Consider the following 15466-nt stretch of genomic DNA (forward strand, 5'->3'; position numbering starts at 1 on the left):
CCCGCGCTCGTCCGCCCGCCTGCCGACCCCGCCCCTAGTCGTCCAGGCCCTGCTCGATCGCGTACCGGGCCAGCTCGACCCGGTTGTGCAGCTGGAGCTTGCCGAGCGTGTTCTGCACGTGGTTCTGCACGGTCCGGTGGGACAGCCCGAGCCGCGTGGCGATCTGCTTGTAGGACAGCCCCTTGGCCACCAGGCGCAACACCTCGGTCTCCCGTTCGGTGAGCCGGGGCGCGGCGCCGGGGGCGTCCCGGTCCGCGCCCGGGGCGGCACCGGGCGGGACGGCCGCGAGCCGGCGGTACTCGCCGAGGACCAGCCCCGCCAGCCCGGGCGTGAAGACCGGCTCCCCGGCCGCCGTCCGGCGCACCGCCTCCAGGAACTCCGCCGGGGCGGCCGACTTGACCAGGTAGCCGGTGGCGCCCGCCTTCACCGCGTCCAGCACGCTCTGCTGCTCGCCGCTGGCCGAGAGCATCAGCACCCGCACGTCCGGCAGCACGGCGCGCAGCCCCCGGATCACCTCCACCCCGGAGACGTCCGGCAGTTGCAGGTCGAGCACCACCACGTCGGGTCGGGTGGCGGCGGCGACGCGGAGGGCCTGCCGCCCCTCGCCGCTGGTGGCGACGACGACGTGCCCGGCCTCGGCGAGGTCACGGGCCACGCCCTCCCGCCACATCGGGTGGTCGTCCACCACCATGATCCGCACCGTCATGACGCCTCCCTCGGGACGGTCAGTTCCAGCTCGGTGCCGGCGCCCGGCGCGGAGGTGATCCGTACCGTCCCGCCGAGGTCGGCGAGGCGGCCCCGAATGGACCGGGCCACGCCGAGGCGGCCCTCGGCGGCGGCCTCCTCCAGCCGGCCGTCGGGAAAGCCCGGCCCCTCGTCACGGACCGACACGGTCACCGTCGTCCCCTCGTCCTCCACCAGCACCCAGGCCCGTCCGCCCGCGTGCCGGGCCACGTTGTCCAGGGCGGCGACGGTCGCGGCAGCCAGTTCGTGGGCGACCCGCCCGGGCAGCGGCACCGGGGTCGCCGGCGCGGACAGCGAGACCGTCGCCGAGGCGTACCGGCCGAGCAGCCCACGCAGATCGACCGGCCCGCCGTCGGCACCGGCCCCGACCGGCGCGGTGCCGGCGATCAGGGCGCGCAGCGCGGCCTCCTGCTCCCCGGCGAGCCGGGCCAGCTCCCCCGCCTCGCCGTCCAGGTGGGCCCCGCGCCGCTGCACCAGCGCGAGCACCTGGAGCACCGAGTCGTGGATGTCGCGGGCCAGCCGCTCCCGCTCGCGGGTGGCGGCCTCCAGTTCCACCGCCCGGTGCAGCCGTTCCTCGGCGGTCACGGCGAGCCGGGCGACGTGCCCGACCACGACCCCGGCGAGCAGCAGCAGGATCGCCCCGGTGAACGACGAGTGGCCGATCCGCTCGCGGGTGGCGAGGTCGGCCGCGCCGAGGACCAGGGCCGCGACGGTGCCCCGCCGCCGGCCGCCGGAGACCGCCCAGGCCAGCACGGGCCCGCCCACCCAGGCCACCGTCAGGGTGGGCACACCGGCGGCGAGCGCCGCCGGCCCGATCGCCCACGGGGTGGCCAGCAGAATGCCGAGGACGACCGCCAGGTCCGCCAGGAGCAGCGGCCACCCCCGCCGGGCCGGGCTGGCGTAGCCGACTGTCGTCACGCCGGTCCAGGCCACCATCAGCAGGACCAGACCGCCGGCCGCGAGCGGATGCGCGTACCGGTCGGCGTCCCGGATCGCCAGCACGCAGACGTACGCCAGCGAGGCCACCCGGAACACGGCGATGGCCCGCCAGAGCGGGACCTCGAAACCACCGGGCGGCGTCGGCACGCCCGTCACGATGCCACAGCCGGGCGCGGCCGGCGGAGTGGCGTGTGCGCGCAGGAGAACCCTGACGTACGGTGGAAATGCCGCGAAAACTCCGAGATCCGCTGTCGGGACGGGGCCATGACGAATGCGCAACCTGACGCACAGCGTACGGTTGTGCCCATCGAACCTTCCCTTCTCATCGCCGAAGCCTTCAACCAGGCTCAGGTGACCGAGCTTCGCCACTCGGTCACCTCCTGCGCGCATGCGGCGGGGCTGGGCGGGCAGCGCCTGGACGACTTCGTGCTGGCCGTCAACGAGCTGATCACCAACGCGGTCCGGCACGGCGGCGGCCAGGGCTGGCTACGGCTGTGGCGGCAGTCGGAGCACCTGTTCTGCGAGGTCTCCGACCACGGGCACGGGATCAGCACGCAGCGGCTCGACGACCGGAGCCGGCCCGCCGCGGACACCGCCGGCGGATGGGGCCTCTGGCTGGCCCGGGAGCTGAGCGACAGCATGGCCGTCGACACCGGCGAGGGCGGCACCACCGTCCGGATCAGCACCGCCGTCACCACCCCCAGACCCACCGCCCGCCACCCCCACGACTAACCCCCGGTCCGGCTGCCTTACGGCCCACACCGCGCCAGGCGCCACGGCCCCAGGGCAACCCTGCGGCCTCCACGCCCCCGCCCCGCCCCGCGTCGCGTCGCCCCGCCCCGCGCCGCGTCGCGCCGATCTTGCACTTTCGGCCCGCCTTACGGGCGATATGAGTCAATAGTCGGGGCAGGAACTGCAAGATCGCGGGGCCGCAAGGCGGGGCCGCTGGAGCCGCGCGCCGATCTTGCACTTCGGCCCGCCTTATGAGCGATATAGGCGGTTCGTCGGGGCAGGAACTGCAAGATCGCGGCGGGGGGCGGGGCGGGCGGGGGATCGCGGGGTGGGGTCAGGCGAAGAGGGCGCTGACCGATTCGCCGTTGTGGATGCGGCGCATCGCTTCGGCCAGGGCCGGCGCGACGGAGAGGACCTCCAGTTTCGGTACGCGCTTGTCGGCGGGAATCGGCACCGTGTTGGTGCAGACGATCTCCAGTACGCCCTCCTGCTCGCTGAGCCGCTGCAAAGCGCCGCTGGAGAAGAGGCCATGCGTGCAGGCCAGCCGGATCGAACGGACCTTCAGCTCGCGCAGGTGCTCCATCAACTCGATCACCGTGCTGCCCTTGGCGATCTCGTCGTCCAGCACGATGACGTCCCGGTCGGCGACGTCGCCGATCACCGCGCTGATCTTGACCCGGTCGTCGCTGAACCGCTGTTTCGCCCCGGCGGCCACCGGGGTGCCGAGCCGCCGGGCGAACGCCGCCGCCTCCTTGGCGTTGCCCAGGTCGGGCGAGACCACCACCGTGTTGCTCAGGTCGTAGCGGGTGAAGTGGTCGGCCAGTTCGCGCAGCGCGTGCAGGTGGTCGACCGGCACGTCGAAGAAGCCGTGCACCTGGGGCGAGTGCAGGGTCATCGCCAGCACCCGGTCCGCGCCCGCCGAGGTGAGCAGGTCGGCGACGAGGCGCCCGCCGATCGAGATGCGCGGCGCGTCCTTCTTGTCCGACCGGGCGTACGCGTAGTGCGGCAGCACCACGGTGATCCGGCCGGCCGAGGCGCCCCGGGCGGCGTCGAGCATGAGCAGCAGCTCGACCAGGTTCTCCTGGACGGGCGGCACCAGCGGCTGGATCAGGAAGACGTCCCGCTCCCGGCAGTTGGCCTGCAACTGCACTTCCAGACAGTCGTTGGCGAACCGGGACACCCGCACCGGATAAAGCGGCACACCGAGGTGGGCGCAGATCTCGGCGGCGAGTTCCGGGTGGGCGGTTCCACTGAACACGGCGATGTCACGCACGTCTGCACATCGTACGGAGGGGATCCGGACCAGTTCCGCGCCGGGCCAGGTCCGCGTCCGACCCGACCCGGGCGGCATCGGGGCCGCGCCGGACGGCGGAACCCGGCCGGTCCGGGTACGGTGCTGCCGTGACCCCCCAGTACGTCGCCGCCATCGACCAGGGCACCACCTCCTCGCGGTGCATCGTCTTCGACCGGGCCGGGGAGATCGTCTCCGTGGCGCAGCGGGAGCATCGGCAGATCTTCCCCCGGCCGGGCTGGGTGGAGCACGACGCCGAGGAGATCTGGGCGAACGTGGAGCTGGTCGTCCGGGAGGCGCTGCGGGCCGCCGACACCGACGCCGCCGGGCTCGCCGCCGTCGGCATCACCAACCAGCGGGAGACCACGCTCGTCTGGGACCGGGCGACCGGCCGGCCGGTCGCCAACGCCGTCGTCTGGCAGGACACCCGCACCGGCCCGCTGCTGGGCGAGCTGGAGCGGGCGTACGGCGAGGAGCTGTTCCGTACCCGCACCGGGCTGCCGCTGGCCACCTACTTCGCCGGGCCGAAGCTGCGCTGGCTGCTGGACCACGTCGACGGGCTGCGCGGGCGCGCCGAGGCAGGCGAGGTGCTCTTCGGCACCATGGACAGCTGGCTGATCTGGAAGCTGACCGGGCGGCACGTGACCGACGTGACCAACGCCAGCCGCACCCTGCTGATGGACCTGACCACCCTGGACTGGGATCCGGAGCTGCTCGACGCGATGGGCGTGCCGGCGGCGATGCTGCCGGAGATCCGCAGCTCCGCCGAGGTCTACGGGGAGGCCACCGGGGTGCTGGCCGGAGTGCCGGTCGCCAGTGCGCTCGGCGACCAGCAGGCCGCCCTGTTCGGGCAGACCTGCTTCCAGCCGGGCGAGGCCAAGTGCACCTACGGCACCGGCAGTTTCCTGCTGCTCAACACCGGCGCCAGCCCGGTTTCCTCCACCCACGGCCTGCTCACCACGGTCGCCTACCGCATCCACGGCCAGCCGGCCGCGTACGCGCTGGAGGGGGCGATCGCGGTCACCGGTTCGCTGGTGCAGTGGCTGCGGGACAACCTCGGGTTGATCTCCACGGCTCCCGAGGTGGAGGAGCTGGCCCGCACCGTCGACGACAACGGCGGCTGCTACGTCGTGCCGGCCTTCTCCGGCCTGTTCGCTCCGTACTGGCGCAGCGACGCGCGGGGGGTGATCGCCGGGCTGACCGGCTACATCACCAAGGGGCACCTGGCCCGGGCGGCCCTGGAGGCGTCAGCCTGGCAGACCCGCGAGGTGGTCGACGCGATGAACGCCGACTCCGACGTGGCGCTGCGCCGGCTGCGGGTCGACGGCGGAATGACCGGCAACGGGCTGCTGATGCAGTTCCTCGCCGACGTGCTCGACGTGCCGGTGGTCCGGTCCCGGATCACCGAGACCACCTGCCTCGGCGCCGCGTACGCGGCCGGCCTGGCGGTCGGCTTCTGGCCGGACCTGGCGACGCTGCGGGCCAAGTGGCGCTCCGACGCGCAGTGGGAGTCGACGATGGACCCGGCGCATCGGGAGCGGGAACTGCGCAACTGGCGCAAGGCGGTCCAGCGCACCCTCGACTGGGTCGACTGACGCCGCACCGGTCCGGAAATCAGTCCCAGCGGTTGCCGGTGAGCTTCTCGTAGACGTCGACGTAGCGGGCCCGGGTGGCCTCGACCACCTCGGCCGGCACCTCGGGCGCCGGGGCCTGCTTGTCCCAGCCGCTCGCCACCGCCCAGTCCCGGACGTACTGCTTGTCGTAGGAGAACTGCGCCCGGCCCGGCTGGTACGACTCCGCCGGCCAGAACCGGGACGAGTCGGAGGTCAGCAGCTCGTCGCCGACGGTCAGGGTGCCGTCCGGCGCCCAGCCCAGCTCGATCTTGGTGTCGGCGACCAGGATCCCCCGGTCGGCGGCCAGCTCCGCGCCCCGCCGGTAGACGTCGATGGTGATCCGGCGCAGCCGTTCGGCGGTCTCGGCGCCGACCTTGTCCACCACCTCGGCGAAGGTGATCGGCTCGTCGTGCTCCCCCACCGGCGCCTTGGTCGACGGGGTGAAGATCGGCTCGGGCAGGATGGACGCCTCGACCAGGCCACGCGGCAGCTCCACGCCGGAGACCGCGCCGGTGCCCTGGTACTCCTTGAGGCCGCCGCCGGTCAGGTAGCCCCGGGCGACGCACTCCACGGGCACCATCTCCAGCCGCCGGCAGCGGATGGCCCGGCCGGCGAACTCCGCCGGCACGTCGGTGGCGGAGATGACGTGGTTCGGCACCAGGTCGGCGAGCTGCTCGAACCACCACAGCGAGAGGGCGGTGAGCAACTTGCCCTTGTCGGGGATCGGCGTCGGCAGCACCACGTCGTAGATCGAGATGCGGTCGGAGGCGACCAGGATCAGGTCGTCGCCGTCGGCGTAGACGTCCCGTACCTTGCCCGAGTGCAGAAGCTCCACGCGCCCTAGTACACCATGGGGGCCGCGCACGGCGTCCGTCGGTGGCTCCGCGCATCGATGCGTACGCCTGGGGCACGGTGGTGTGGCCGGACGTACGTTGACACCCTCCCGCGCCGCCTGCGTGAATGATCCGGCCGTCCGCCCACCGGTCCACCTGGAGAGCTTCCGTGCCCGCTGCCCGATTTCCGCTGCTGCGCGCCGGAGCGGACCCGGGCCGGCGCCGGGTGCTCGCCGCGCTGCTGGGGGCACCGGTGCTCGCGGCCGGGTGTACCGAGGACCGGACGGCCCCGGTGGAGACCGAGCCGGTCGAGCTGTCGGTCTTCTGGTACGGCGGCGCGAAGCGGGCCGAGCTGACCGAACGGGTGCTGCGGCTCTACACCGACCGCAATCCCCGCGTCGGCTTCCGGGTCACCTGGCAGGGTGCCGACGGCTACTACGGCCGGCTGGCCACCCAGGCCGCGGGCGGCAACGTGCCCGACCTGATCCAGCTCGACGACAGCATGCTCACCGAGTACGCCCGGCGCGAGATCGTCCTGGACCTCGGCGGGTACGTCGCCGATCATCGCCTGGACCTGCGCACCCTGCCTTCGGGCCTGGTCCGGTACGGGCAGGTCGACGGGCGCACCGTCGGCGTCGCCGCGGCACAGACCGCCGCCGCCGTGGTCTACGACCGCACGCTGCTGCGCCGGCTGCGGGTGCCCGAGCCGACCACGGGGATGTCCTGGGCGGAGTACATCGCCTGGGCGCAGCGGGTGACCCGGGCCGGCGAGGGCCGGGTGGCGGGCACGATGGACGCGTCCGGTGACGCCCGGGCGTTCTGGCTCTGGCTGCGCGGTCAGGGCGGCGAGCTCTACCAGGGGCGTCAGCTCGGTTTCGACGCCGACGTGCTGATCGAGTGGTTCGAGCTGTGGCGGCGTGCCCGGTCCGGCCGGGCCACCCCGAGCGCCGCCCTGATCAAGCGGGCCGACGGCGACGAACCGGCCCGACAGCTCGTGGTCACCGGTGCCACGGCCGCCTCGTTCGCCTGGTCGCACCAGTTCCCGGAGCTACAGCGGCTCACCCGCGCCGATCTCGGACTGGCCGCCCTGCCGGGGCCGCCGGAGGCGCAGTGGCACCGAGCGTCGATGTACTGGGCGGCCTTCCGGGGCACCCGGCACCCCGCCGTGGTGGCCGACGTGATCAACTTCCTGACCGGCAACGGCGAGGCGGGGACCGCGCTCGGTCACGAACGCGGGCTGAGCCCCAGCCTGGCGGTGCGCAGCTACGTCGACGCCAGCATCACCGATCCTGCCCAGCGACGTGCGGCAGCCCTCGGGGTCGCACTGGCCGACCGGCTGGGGCCGGCACCCGGCCCGCCGCCGCAGGGACACCCCCGGGTGCGGGTGCTGCTGAGGGAGGCCGCCGAGAGCATCCGCAGGGGAACGGCCGGCCCCCGGGCCGCCACGTCCCGCTTCATGGCCCAGGCGAACGCCGCGCTGGCCGGGTAGCACGCGCCGCACGGCGGTGCCCCCGAGTGTGGGTCACGCCGCCGGGCCGGTGGTTGCCGGCGCGACGGTGGGCCGGATCCGCGCGGTGGGCCGGATCAGTGCGGTGGGCCGGATCAGCGCGGTGGGCCGCCGCGGCGGTTGCGCATCATCCGCAGCAGCAGGAAGACGATCACGGCGACCACGACCAGGCAGCAGAGCAGGCCGAGGAAGCCGAAGCCCCCGCCGCGCCGCCGCCGCGCGGCCTCCACCACCAGCTCACCCGTGCCGGTTGACGCCCAGGCCGCGACGGGTACGAACACCGACAGCACGGCCGCACCGAGGACCGTGGTCAGCCGGCCCCACCACCTGTTGAAGGAAGACATGCCCACATCCTCGCCGACAAGCGCAACCACGGCACGCCGGTCGGCGGGGAACGCTGGGGTTTCCGGGCGACTGCCCGGCGGTCCGCCCGGGGACCGGTAACGCGAAACACCCCGGAGATGATCTCCGGGGTGTTTCGTGTGGTAGCGGGGACAGGATTTGAACCTGCGACCTCTGGGTTATGAGCCCAGCGAGCTACCGAGCTGCTCCACCCCGCGTCGGCTCACATAGCCTATCGCATCCCGGGCCACGATGATCAGTGGACCCCCGATCCCACTGCGACACCCCGCACGACCAGCGCAAACCCGCATCGACACGGCGCGCCGGACCCGCCGCGGTCGCCTCATCCCCCGCAGGGCACGCGGCCGGACAACCGGCAGCCTGGCGAGAACTGCGGCCTGGAAAAGCGGAAGGCCCCCGAGGACGTGTCCTCGGGGGCCTTCCGTGTGGTAGCGGGGACAGGATTTGAACCTGCGACCTCTGGGTTATGAGCCCAGCGAGCTACCGAGCTGCTCCACCCCGCGTCGGTTCGTACACCGTATCCCACCGACCCCCGTCGCCGCAAAACGACCCGGCCCCGGGCCGGCCGGGCGGCCCTCGATCGCGTCGACGGCCGCCGCCGACCGTGCTCTTTCCGGGTTGTTCCCACCTGTCCGCACAAAGGACGGCGGCACGGCCCGGTGGATCACGGATGCCGTCCGGGCGCCGTGAAACGCGACAGCGCCCCCGGCGTCGGGACCGGGACGGTCCGTGGGCCGGGGGCGCTGTCGACGGTGGTGCGGGTCAGCCGCCCGGTGTCGGGGTGGCGCCACCGCTGGGTGCCGGGGACGCCGGGGCGCTACCGCCGGGAGCCGGGGACGCCGGCGTGCTGGCACCGGGGGCCGGGGCGCCGGCCGCCTGCTGGGCCTGCTGGAAGGCGGTGAGCGCCTCGTCCAGCGCCTTCAACGCACGCCCGTACCGCTCGAAGTCGCCGGACGTCTGCGCGGCCCGGACCTCCGTGATTGCGGCCTGCACGCGGTCCGCCGCCTCGGACAGCGCGCCGGTCAACGGAGGCGCCGTGCCGCCCGGCGGGGTGCCTCCCGGCGGGGTGCCCCCGGGCGGCGGCGTGCCCGGGGCGGCGGCCTGCTTGCCCTGCTCGACGAGCTGCTTGATGCCGTCGGAGACGCTGTTGGCCAGCACCACGTACGAGCCGCCGTCGCCGTAGGACATCAGCACCCGCTGCAACAGCGGCGGCGCGTTCTGCGCGGCGGTCTTCACGTAGACCGGCTCGACGTAGAGCATGCCGTTGCCGAACGGCAGGGAGAGCAGGTTGCCGTACTGCACCTGGGCCTGCTGGGACTGGAGCAGGTTGAGCTGCTGCCGGATGTTGGCGTTCTGGGTCATCGACTGGTGCACCTGCACCGGGCCGGAAACCCGCGTCTGGTCGGGCAGGTCGAGCACCTCGAGCCTCGGTTGCCCGTCCACGTACGACCCGGAGATCAGCGCGGCGAGGTTCTCCCGGCCGTTCGGGGTGACCGCCGAGGTCAGCTGGAAGCGTGCCGAGTCCTGGCCCGGAAGCTGCGTGAACAGGTAGTACGGCGGCTGCTTCTGGTCGGTGTCGGGGGCGTCCGGCACGTTCGGCACCTGCCAGAAGTCGGTCGCCGAGTAGAAGTCGCCGGGGTTCGTCACGTGGAACCGGGTCAGCAGGTTGCGCTGCACCTTGAACAGGTCGGCCGGGTAGCGGAAGTGCTCGGCGAGCTCCGCCGGGATCTCGGCCTTCGGCACCACCAGGTCACCGCCGAACGCCTTGTTCCACGCCTTGAGCACCGGATCGGCCTCGTCGAACTCGTAGAGCCGGACCGTGCCGTCGTACGCGTCGACGGTGGCCTTGACGGAGTTGCGGATGTAGTTGACGTTCTCCCGGGCGAGCTGGAAGGTGCCCCGCCCGGTCAGCTCGTCGGCCGTCTGCTCCTGGAGGTTGATCCGTTCCGCGTACGGGTAGGTCGCCGCCGTGGTGTAGCCGTCGATGATCCACTGGATCCGGCCGTCCACCACCGCCGGGTACGGGTCGCCGTCGAGGGTGAGGAACGGGGCGACCTTCTCCACCCGGTCGCGCGGGTTACGCACGTAGAGCACCTTGGAGTTGTCGTTGACCGCGTCGGAGAGCAGGAAGTTCGACTCCTGCTCCTTGATCGCGTAGAGCAGCCGGCGGGTGAACGAGCCGACCTCGACGCCCCCCTCGCCGGTGTAGGTGTAGGACTCGCCGCCCTCGCCGACCGGGCGGTCGAACTCCGCCTTCCGCTCCGGGTCGGTCTGGCCGACGATCGCGTAGTCGCTGGCGTCCATCCGCTCGCCGTAGTAGATCCGGGGCTGCTTCGCCGAGATCTGCTCGGTCTGTGCGGCGCACTGCTCGGTCGCCTGCTGGCCCTGCTCCCGCTGCTGCTCCTGCGGGTCGCCGAGGAAACCGGAGACGAAGAAGGGCTGGCCACCGCAGACCACCCGGTTGCCGGGCGCCGCCACCAGCCCGTAGCCGTGGGTGTAGACCGTGTGCCGGTTGATCCAGGTGTTCTGCTGGGGGGTCAGCTGCCGGTAGTTGATCTCGCGGAGGCCGACCACGTAGTCCTGCACCTTGCCGTTGACCCCGTACCGGTCGACGTCCAGCTTCTCGCCGAAGTCGTAGAACTGCCGGACCTGCTGGCGCTGGGTGTACGTCTCGGAGACCAGCTGCGGGTCGAGCAGCCGGATGTTCGGCACCACGGAGGTGTCCGTGGCCAGGCTCGCCGGCGGGATCAGGTTGCTCGCCGCGTACGGCGTGGTGGTGGCCGCCTCCAGCCCGAACGCCGCCCGGGTGGCCTTGATGCTGCGCTCGATGAACGGCGCCTCCTTCTCCTTCGCGCTGGGCTTGACCTCGAAGGTCTGCACCGCCCAGGGATAGATGCCGCCGATGGCGACGGCGGAGACGCCCAGCAGGGCGAGCGAGATGCCCGGCCAGACCAGGTTCCGCATCCAGGCGTTGGAGAAGACGATGATCGCGATCGCCACCACGATGGAGATGTAGGCGAGGATCTCCTTGGCCGGCAGCAACGCGTTGACGTCGGCGTAGCCGGCACCGTAGACGGGGCCCTCGCCGTACTCCAGCAGCATCGCCCGCCGGTCCAGCACGTACGCGATCGCCTTCAGCAGGACGAAGACCGCGACGAGCGTGCTCAGGTGGGCCCGGGCGGCGGTGGTCATCCGGTCGCCGACGCCCTGGAGCCGGACCCCGCCGAAGATGTAGTGCACGGCGAGGGCACCGATCACGGAGAGCACCACCGCGGTGAAGCCCACCCCGAGCAGGTAGCGCAGGAACGGCAGTTGGAAGACGTAGAAGCCGACGTCGATGCCGAACTCCGGGTCGTCCACGCCGAAGCTCCCGCCGTTGCGGAAGAGCAGCCACTGGTTCCACCGGCTCTGCGCCGACAGCCCGGCGAAGAGGCCGACCACGGCGGCGACCAGCGCGATCCACAGGCCGAGCCGGGGGCTCAGCAGCATCCGGTAACGCTCCAGGGTGGCCTGTTCCGGCGAGTGCGGGCGCAGGCGGGGACGCAGCTTCTGCGCCAGCCAGAGGTTTCCGCCGACGATCAGCGCCATGGCCAGGCCGACGGCGAGGAACAGCAGCAGCCGGGTGGTCAGCACTCCGGTGAAGACCCCGGTGTAGCGGACCTCGTCGAACCACAGCCAGTCCGTCCACGCCTGGACACCCCAGCCGAGCAGGGTGAAGAGCACGAACACCCCGACCAGGACACCGATCGTGACGCGTCCGCGTCGGCTCATCCTCGGCAGGGGGCTGCTGCTACGCATGACCACTGTTGGCTCCGCACGCTCGATGTGATCGGCTCCGACCAGGCACCCAGAGTACGGGGTGTTCCTGAACGTGTCGGTCCAAGGTCACACGGCGAGTACGGCAGGCCCACCGACCGGGCCGGACGTCGATGGCCGGGCCCGGGGCGGCGGCGGTCAGCAGCGGGTCGGCTGGCCCCCCGCGCGCAGGGTCTCCAGCGCGGTCAGCGCCTCGTCGAGCGAGCCGACCCGCAGCAGCGGCAGCCCCGGCTGCGGATTGCGGACGGCCTCGGCGCAGTTGTCCGCCGGCACCAGGAACGCCACGGCGCCGGCCTCCTTCGCGCCCACCAGCTTCTGGGCGATGCCGCCGATGGGGCCGACCCGGCCGGAGTCGTCGATCGTGCCGGTGCCCGCGATGATCTTCCCGCCGGTGAGGTCCGCCGGGGTCAGCTTGTCCACGATGCCGAGGGCGAACATCAGGCCGGCGCTCGGCCCGCCGATGTCCTCCAGGTCGATGTCGAGGGTGAACGGGTGCGGCTGCTGCTGCTCGATCTCCACCCCGATCCGGGGCCGGCCGTCCTGCTCCCGGCTGGTGACCCGTGCGGTGGCGGCCGTCTCGCCCCGGGTGTAGCCGATCTCCAGGGCGGTGCCGGCGGGCTTCGCCCGGATCAGCTCGGTGAGCCGGCCGGCGAACGGCACCGGCTGCCCGTCGACCGAGGTCAGCACGTCGCCGGGCTTGAGCACGTCGGCCGCCGGTCCGTCGGCGGCGACGGTCTTGACCACCACCCGCACCGGGTAGCCCAGTTCGCTCAGCGCCGCGGTCTCCGCGCTGGTCTGCGAGACCTTGAAGTCCTCCGCGTTGCGCTCCTCGACCTCCTCGCGGCTCTCCCCGGGCGGGTACACCAGCTCGCGCGGCACCACCGCCTCGTCGTCGGAGAACCAGCCCTGGATCGCCGAGCGCAGTTTCACCGTGGGCTGCACGCCGACCGTGGTCAGCCGGAGCTGCCCTGCGGAGGTGGACGTCTCCCGGCCGGTGATCTGGATGACCTCCTTGCCGTCCTCCTTGCCCAGCGTGTCGACGGTCGGCCCGGGGCCGAGCACCACGTACGGGATGGGCGCGCCGAGCACGCCGATGCTGAGCAGAGCGGTGAGCAGAGCACCGAGCAGGACGGTCACGCCGCGACGTCTCATGCGGCAGAGCGTACCGACCGGGGTGCGGGCGCCCGGCGGGCGAATCGCGACTTCGCCCTCAGCGCAACGCCAGCGGCGGCGACCTGGGGCGCGGCGCGCGTACCGTAGACGTCGTGCCTGATATTCCGTTCGGTTTCGCGCTCCCGGGTGGGCAACCACCAGACCCCAACGATCCCGCGCAGATGCAGCAGTTCATGTCGCAGTTGCAGCACCTGCTCTCCGCGTCGGGCAGCGGGCCGGTCAACTGGGACCTGGCCCGGCAGGTGGCGGCCAGTCAGCTCGCCGCCGCGGGCGACCCGGCGGTGTCGCCGTTCGATCGCAACGCGGTGGAGGAGGCGCTGCGGCTCGCCGACCTGTGGCTGGAGCCGGCCTCCGCCCTGCCCTCGGGCATCCAGACCTCGGTGGCCTGGAACCGCAACGAGTGGATCTACAAGACGCTCGACGTCTGGCGCAAGCTCTGCGACCCGGTCGCCAGCCGGATGGTCGGCGCGATGGGCGACCTGGTGCCGCCGGAGGCGCGCGCCCAGCTCGGCCCGATGCAGTCGATGGTCGCCACCCTCGGCGGCGCACTGTTCGGCGGCCAGCTCGGCCAGGCGCTCGGCTCGCTCGCCGCGGAGGTGCTCTCCGCCGGCGACATCGGGCTGCCGCTCGGCCCGGCCGGCACGGCCGCGCTGGTCCCGGCCAACATCCGGGCGTACGGCGAGGGCCTGGAGCTGCCCGAGGACGAGGTCCGCCTCTACGTGGCCCTGCGCGAGGCCGCCCACCAGCGGCTCTTCCAGCACGTGCCGTGGCTGCGCGGGCACGTGCTCAGCGCCGTGGAGATGTACGCCGCCGGCATCAAGGTCAACCGGGAGGCGATCGAGGAGGCGATCGAGGAGGCGATGGGCCGGGTCGACCCCACCGACCCGGAGTCGATGCAGGCGATCGCGCTGGAGGGCATCTTCACCCCGGAGGACAGCCCGGCGCAGAAGGCGTCGCTGGCCCGGCTGGAGACCGCCCTGGCCCTGGTCGAGGGCTGGGTGTGCCACGTGGTGGACAGCGCGGCGAGCGGCCGACTGCCCAGCGTCGTACGCCTCGGCGAGGCGTTCCGCCGGCGCCGGGCCGCCGGTGGCCCGGCCGAGCAGACGTTCGCGGCGCTGGTCGGCCTGGAGCTGCGTCCCCGGCGGCTGCGCGAGGCGGCGGCGCTCTGGGCGGCGCTGACCGAGCACCGGGGCATCGCCGGTCGCGACGCCCTGTGGGGCCACCCCGACCTGCTCCCCTCCGACGACGACTTCGCCGACCCGGTGGCCTTCGCGATGTCCGAGTGGGATCTCAGCGACCTGGAGAGCTTCGACTTCAGCGCGCCGGGCGGCCCGGAGGAGAAGGCCCCGGGCGAGCCGGAGCGGCGCCCCGACGACACCGAGGACGGCGACTCCCGCTCCTGACCATCCGAGAAACGGAGGCCGCCCGGCTGTTTCCGGCCGGGCGGGTCAGCGGGGCCGGACGGCCCTGCCGACGCGTGGGCCGGCTCCTCGTCCGGCCGTTCCACCGGCGACTCGACCGGCGGCGCCGACCGCTCCGGCGCCGCCGGCCCGGTCGGTCGACGAGGTCGTACGGCACCTGCCGACGCGCAAGGCGACCCGGTCAGCGAGGCGAGGCGATCCTGCCGGGGCCTGCCAGGCCCCACCGGGGCGGACACGCCCGGTCAGCGGGGCAGGGCGGTGCCGGAGAGCAGGGCGCGGGTGGTCTCCCAGCCTTCCACGGCGGGGTCGAGGAACGCGAGGTCGCCGGGCCCGCGCAGGCGCCGCCAGGCCGGGGTGACCACCAGGTCGCCGGGGCGCGGAGCCGCCGCGCGCACGGTCGCTGGCCGGGCGGTGTCCAGGTCCAGCGCCGGCAGCCACGCCGGTACGGGCAGCCGCACGGCGACGCCGAGCAGCCCGGGCCCGCCGCCCTCGACCGGAGCGACCGCGACCGGCCGGGTGGTGAGGGGGCGGAGCAGCTTGCCGATGGTCAGACCCGGCACGTCGGGCGCGTCGCCGGCGATCACGGCGGCCTGGTCGTAGCCACTGGCGGCGAGGGCGGCGAAGACGCCGGCCGGGGTCGCCTCGGGCACCTCGTACACGGCTGTGCCGGGCCAGACCACCGCGTCGGCCAGCTGCCGGTCGGCCGGGGTGACGGCGACCGCCGTCTCCACCTCGTTCAGTGTGGCGAGCAGGTCCACCACGTCCTCGGCGAGCGCGGCCCGCCAGTCCACCAGGTTGATGCCGGGCGGCGACCAGGTCACCGGTCCGAGCAACGCCACCACCACACGTCGGGCCACCCCACGACCCTAGCCGGATGCCCCGACCACGGCCGGATCCCTGTCCGGCTCTCCGGCCGAACGACGAGCGGCGCGCGCGGGACGAGATTTTAGATCTTGGTAGGAACAGGCCCCTGGAGGGGCAATTTCTTACCAAGATCTTGCCGGCGCCGGCGTCGGCGCCGGCGTCGACGAGGG

At 73.2% G+C, this 15466-nt stretch carries 12 protein-coding genes and 2 tRNA genes; 4 read left to right on the top strand and 10 right to left on the bottom strand.

Annotation, left to right across the window (positions count from 1 at the left end; genetic code table 11):
- Nucleotides 1–34: 34 nt before the first annotated feature.
- On the bottom strand, nucleotides 35–706 hold the full coding sequence (locus ABZ809_RS17425) for a response regulator transcription factor (RefSeq protein ID WP_357563520.1): 672 nt from the start codon (nucleotides 704–706) through the stop codon (nucleotides 35–37).
- Nucleotides 703–1830, bottom strand: coding sequence for a DUF5931 domain-containing protein (locus ABZ809_RS17430; protein ID WP_357563521.1), 1128 nt, complete (start codon nucleotides 1828–1830; stop codon nucleotides 703–705). The genes ABZ809_RS17425 and ABZ809_RS17430 overlap by 4 nt, the downstream gene beginning before the upstream one ends.
- Before the next feature lie 117 nt (nucleotides 1831–1947).
- Here ABZ809_RS17430 and ABZ809_RS17435 point away from each other — a divergent pair, with 117 nt between their 5' ends.
- The gene (locus tag ABZ809_RS17435; RefSeq protein ID WP_357563522.1) at nucleotides 1948–2415 is read left to right on the top strand and encodes an ATP-binding protein; all 468 of its coding nucleotides are present in this window, start codon (nucleotides 1948–1950) and stop codon (nucleotides 2413–2415) included.
- A 334-nt stretch (nucleotides 2416–2749) separates the two neighbouring features.
- Here the strand turns inward: ABZ809_RS17435 and ABZ809_RS17440 are convergent, their stop codons facing one another.
- Nucleotides 2750–3688 carry a ribose-phosphate pyrophosphokinase gene (locus ABZ809_RS17440; RefSeq protein ID WP_357563523.1) on the bottom strand — a complete coding sequence of 313 codons (939 nt, stop codon included), beginning with the start codon at nucleotides 3686–3688 and terminating at the stop codon, nucleotides 2750–2752.
- Between the two features lie 128 nt (nucleotides 3689–3816).
- On the opposite strand from ABZ809_RS17440, the gene glpK reads away from it, so the two are divergent.
- A complete protein-coding gene (glpK, locus tag ABZ809_RS17445) occupies nucleotides 3817–5301 on the top strand; it encodes a glycerol kinase GlpK (protein ID WP_357563524.1) in 1485 nt (494 codons plus the stop codon).
- A gap of 19 nt (nucleotides 5302–5320) precedes the next feature.
- On the opposite strand, the gene ABZ809_RS17450 is transcribed toward glpK, so the two are convergent.
- Nucleotides 5321–6154: a phosphoribosylaminoimidazolesuccinocarboxamide synthase gene (locus ABZ809_RS17450; protein ID WP_357563525.1), complete on the bottom strand. Its 834-nt coding sequence runs from the start codon at nucleotides 6152–6154 to the stop codon at nucleotides 5321–5323.
- A gap of 167 nt (nucleotides 6155–6321) precedes the next feature.
- Here ABZ809_RS17450 and ABZ809_RS17455 point away from each other — a divergent pair, with 167 nt between their 5' ends.
- A complete protein-coding gene (locus ABZ809_RS17455; protein ID WP_357563526.1) occupies nucleotides 6322–7641 on the top strand; it encodes an extracellular solute-binding protein in 1320 nt (439 codons plus the stop codon).
- A 113-nt stretch (nucleotides 7642–7754) separates the two neighbouring features.
- On the opposite strand, the gene ABZ809_RS17460 is transcribed toward ABZ809_RS17455, so the two are convergent.
- The 5 genes from ABZ809_RS17460 to ABZ809_RS17480 form a co-directional block, all read right to left on the bottom strand.
- Complete coding sequence (locus ABZ809_RS17460) at nucleotides 7755–8003, bottom strand: hypothetical protein (RefSeq protein ID WP_357563527.1); 249 nt, start codon at nucleotides 8001–8003, stop codon at nucleotides 7755–7757.
- A gap of 139 nt (nucleotides 8004–8142) precedes the next feature.
- Nucleotides 8143–8219 (bottom strand) — tRNA-Met (locus ABZ809_RS17465).
- A 229-nt stretch (nucleotides 8220–8448) separates the two neighbouring features.
- A tRNA-Met gene (locus ABZ809_RS17470) sits at nucleotides 8449–8525 on the bottom strand.
- A gap of 259 nt (nucleotides 8526–8784) precedes the next feature.
- Nucleotides 8785–11826: a UPF0182 family protein gene (locus ABZ809_RS17475; RefSeq protein ID WP_357563528.1), complete on the bottom strand. Its 3042-nt coding sequence runs from the start codon at nucleotides 11824–11826 to the stop codon at nucleotides 8785–8787.
- Nucleotides 11827–11976: 150 nt separating this feature from the next.
- Entirely contained in the window at nucleotides 11977–12990 is a 1014-nt protein-coding gene (locus ABZ809_RS17480) for a PDZ domain-containing protein (RefSeq protein ID WP_357563529.1), read from the bottom strand.
- A gap of 113 nt (nucleotides 12991–13103) precedes the next feature.
- Between ABZ809_RS17480 and ABZ809_RS17485 the strand changes: the two genes are divergently transcribed.
- Nucleotides 13104–14414, top strand: coding sequence for a zinc-dependent metalloprotease (locus ABZ809_RS17485; RefSeq protein WP_357563530.1), 1311 nt, complete (start codon nucleotides 13104–13106; stop codon nucleotides 14412–14414).
- Between the two features lie 260 nt (nucleotides 14415–14674).
- Here the strand turns inward: ABZ809_RS17485 and ABZ809_RS17490 are convergent, their stop codons facing one another.
- The gene (locus ABZ809_RS17490) at nucleotides 14675–15289 is read right to left on the bottom strand and encodes a hypothetical protein (RefSeq protein ID WP_357563531.1); all 615 of its coding nucleotides are present in this window, start codon (nucleotides 15287–15289) and stop codon (nucleotides 14675–14677) included.
- Between the last annotated feature and the right edge of the window lie 177 nt (nucleotides 15290–15466).

Source organism: Micromonospora sp. NPDC047074 (genome assembly GCF_040643815.1).
Lineage (GTDB): Bacteria > Actinomycetota > Actinomycetes > Mycobacteriales > Micromonosporaceae > Micromonospora.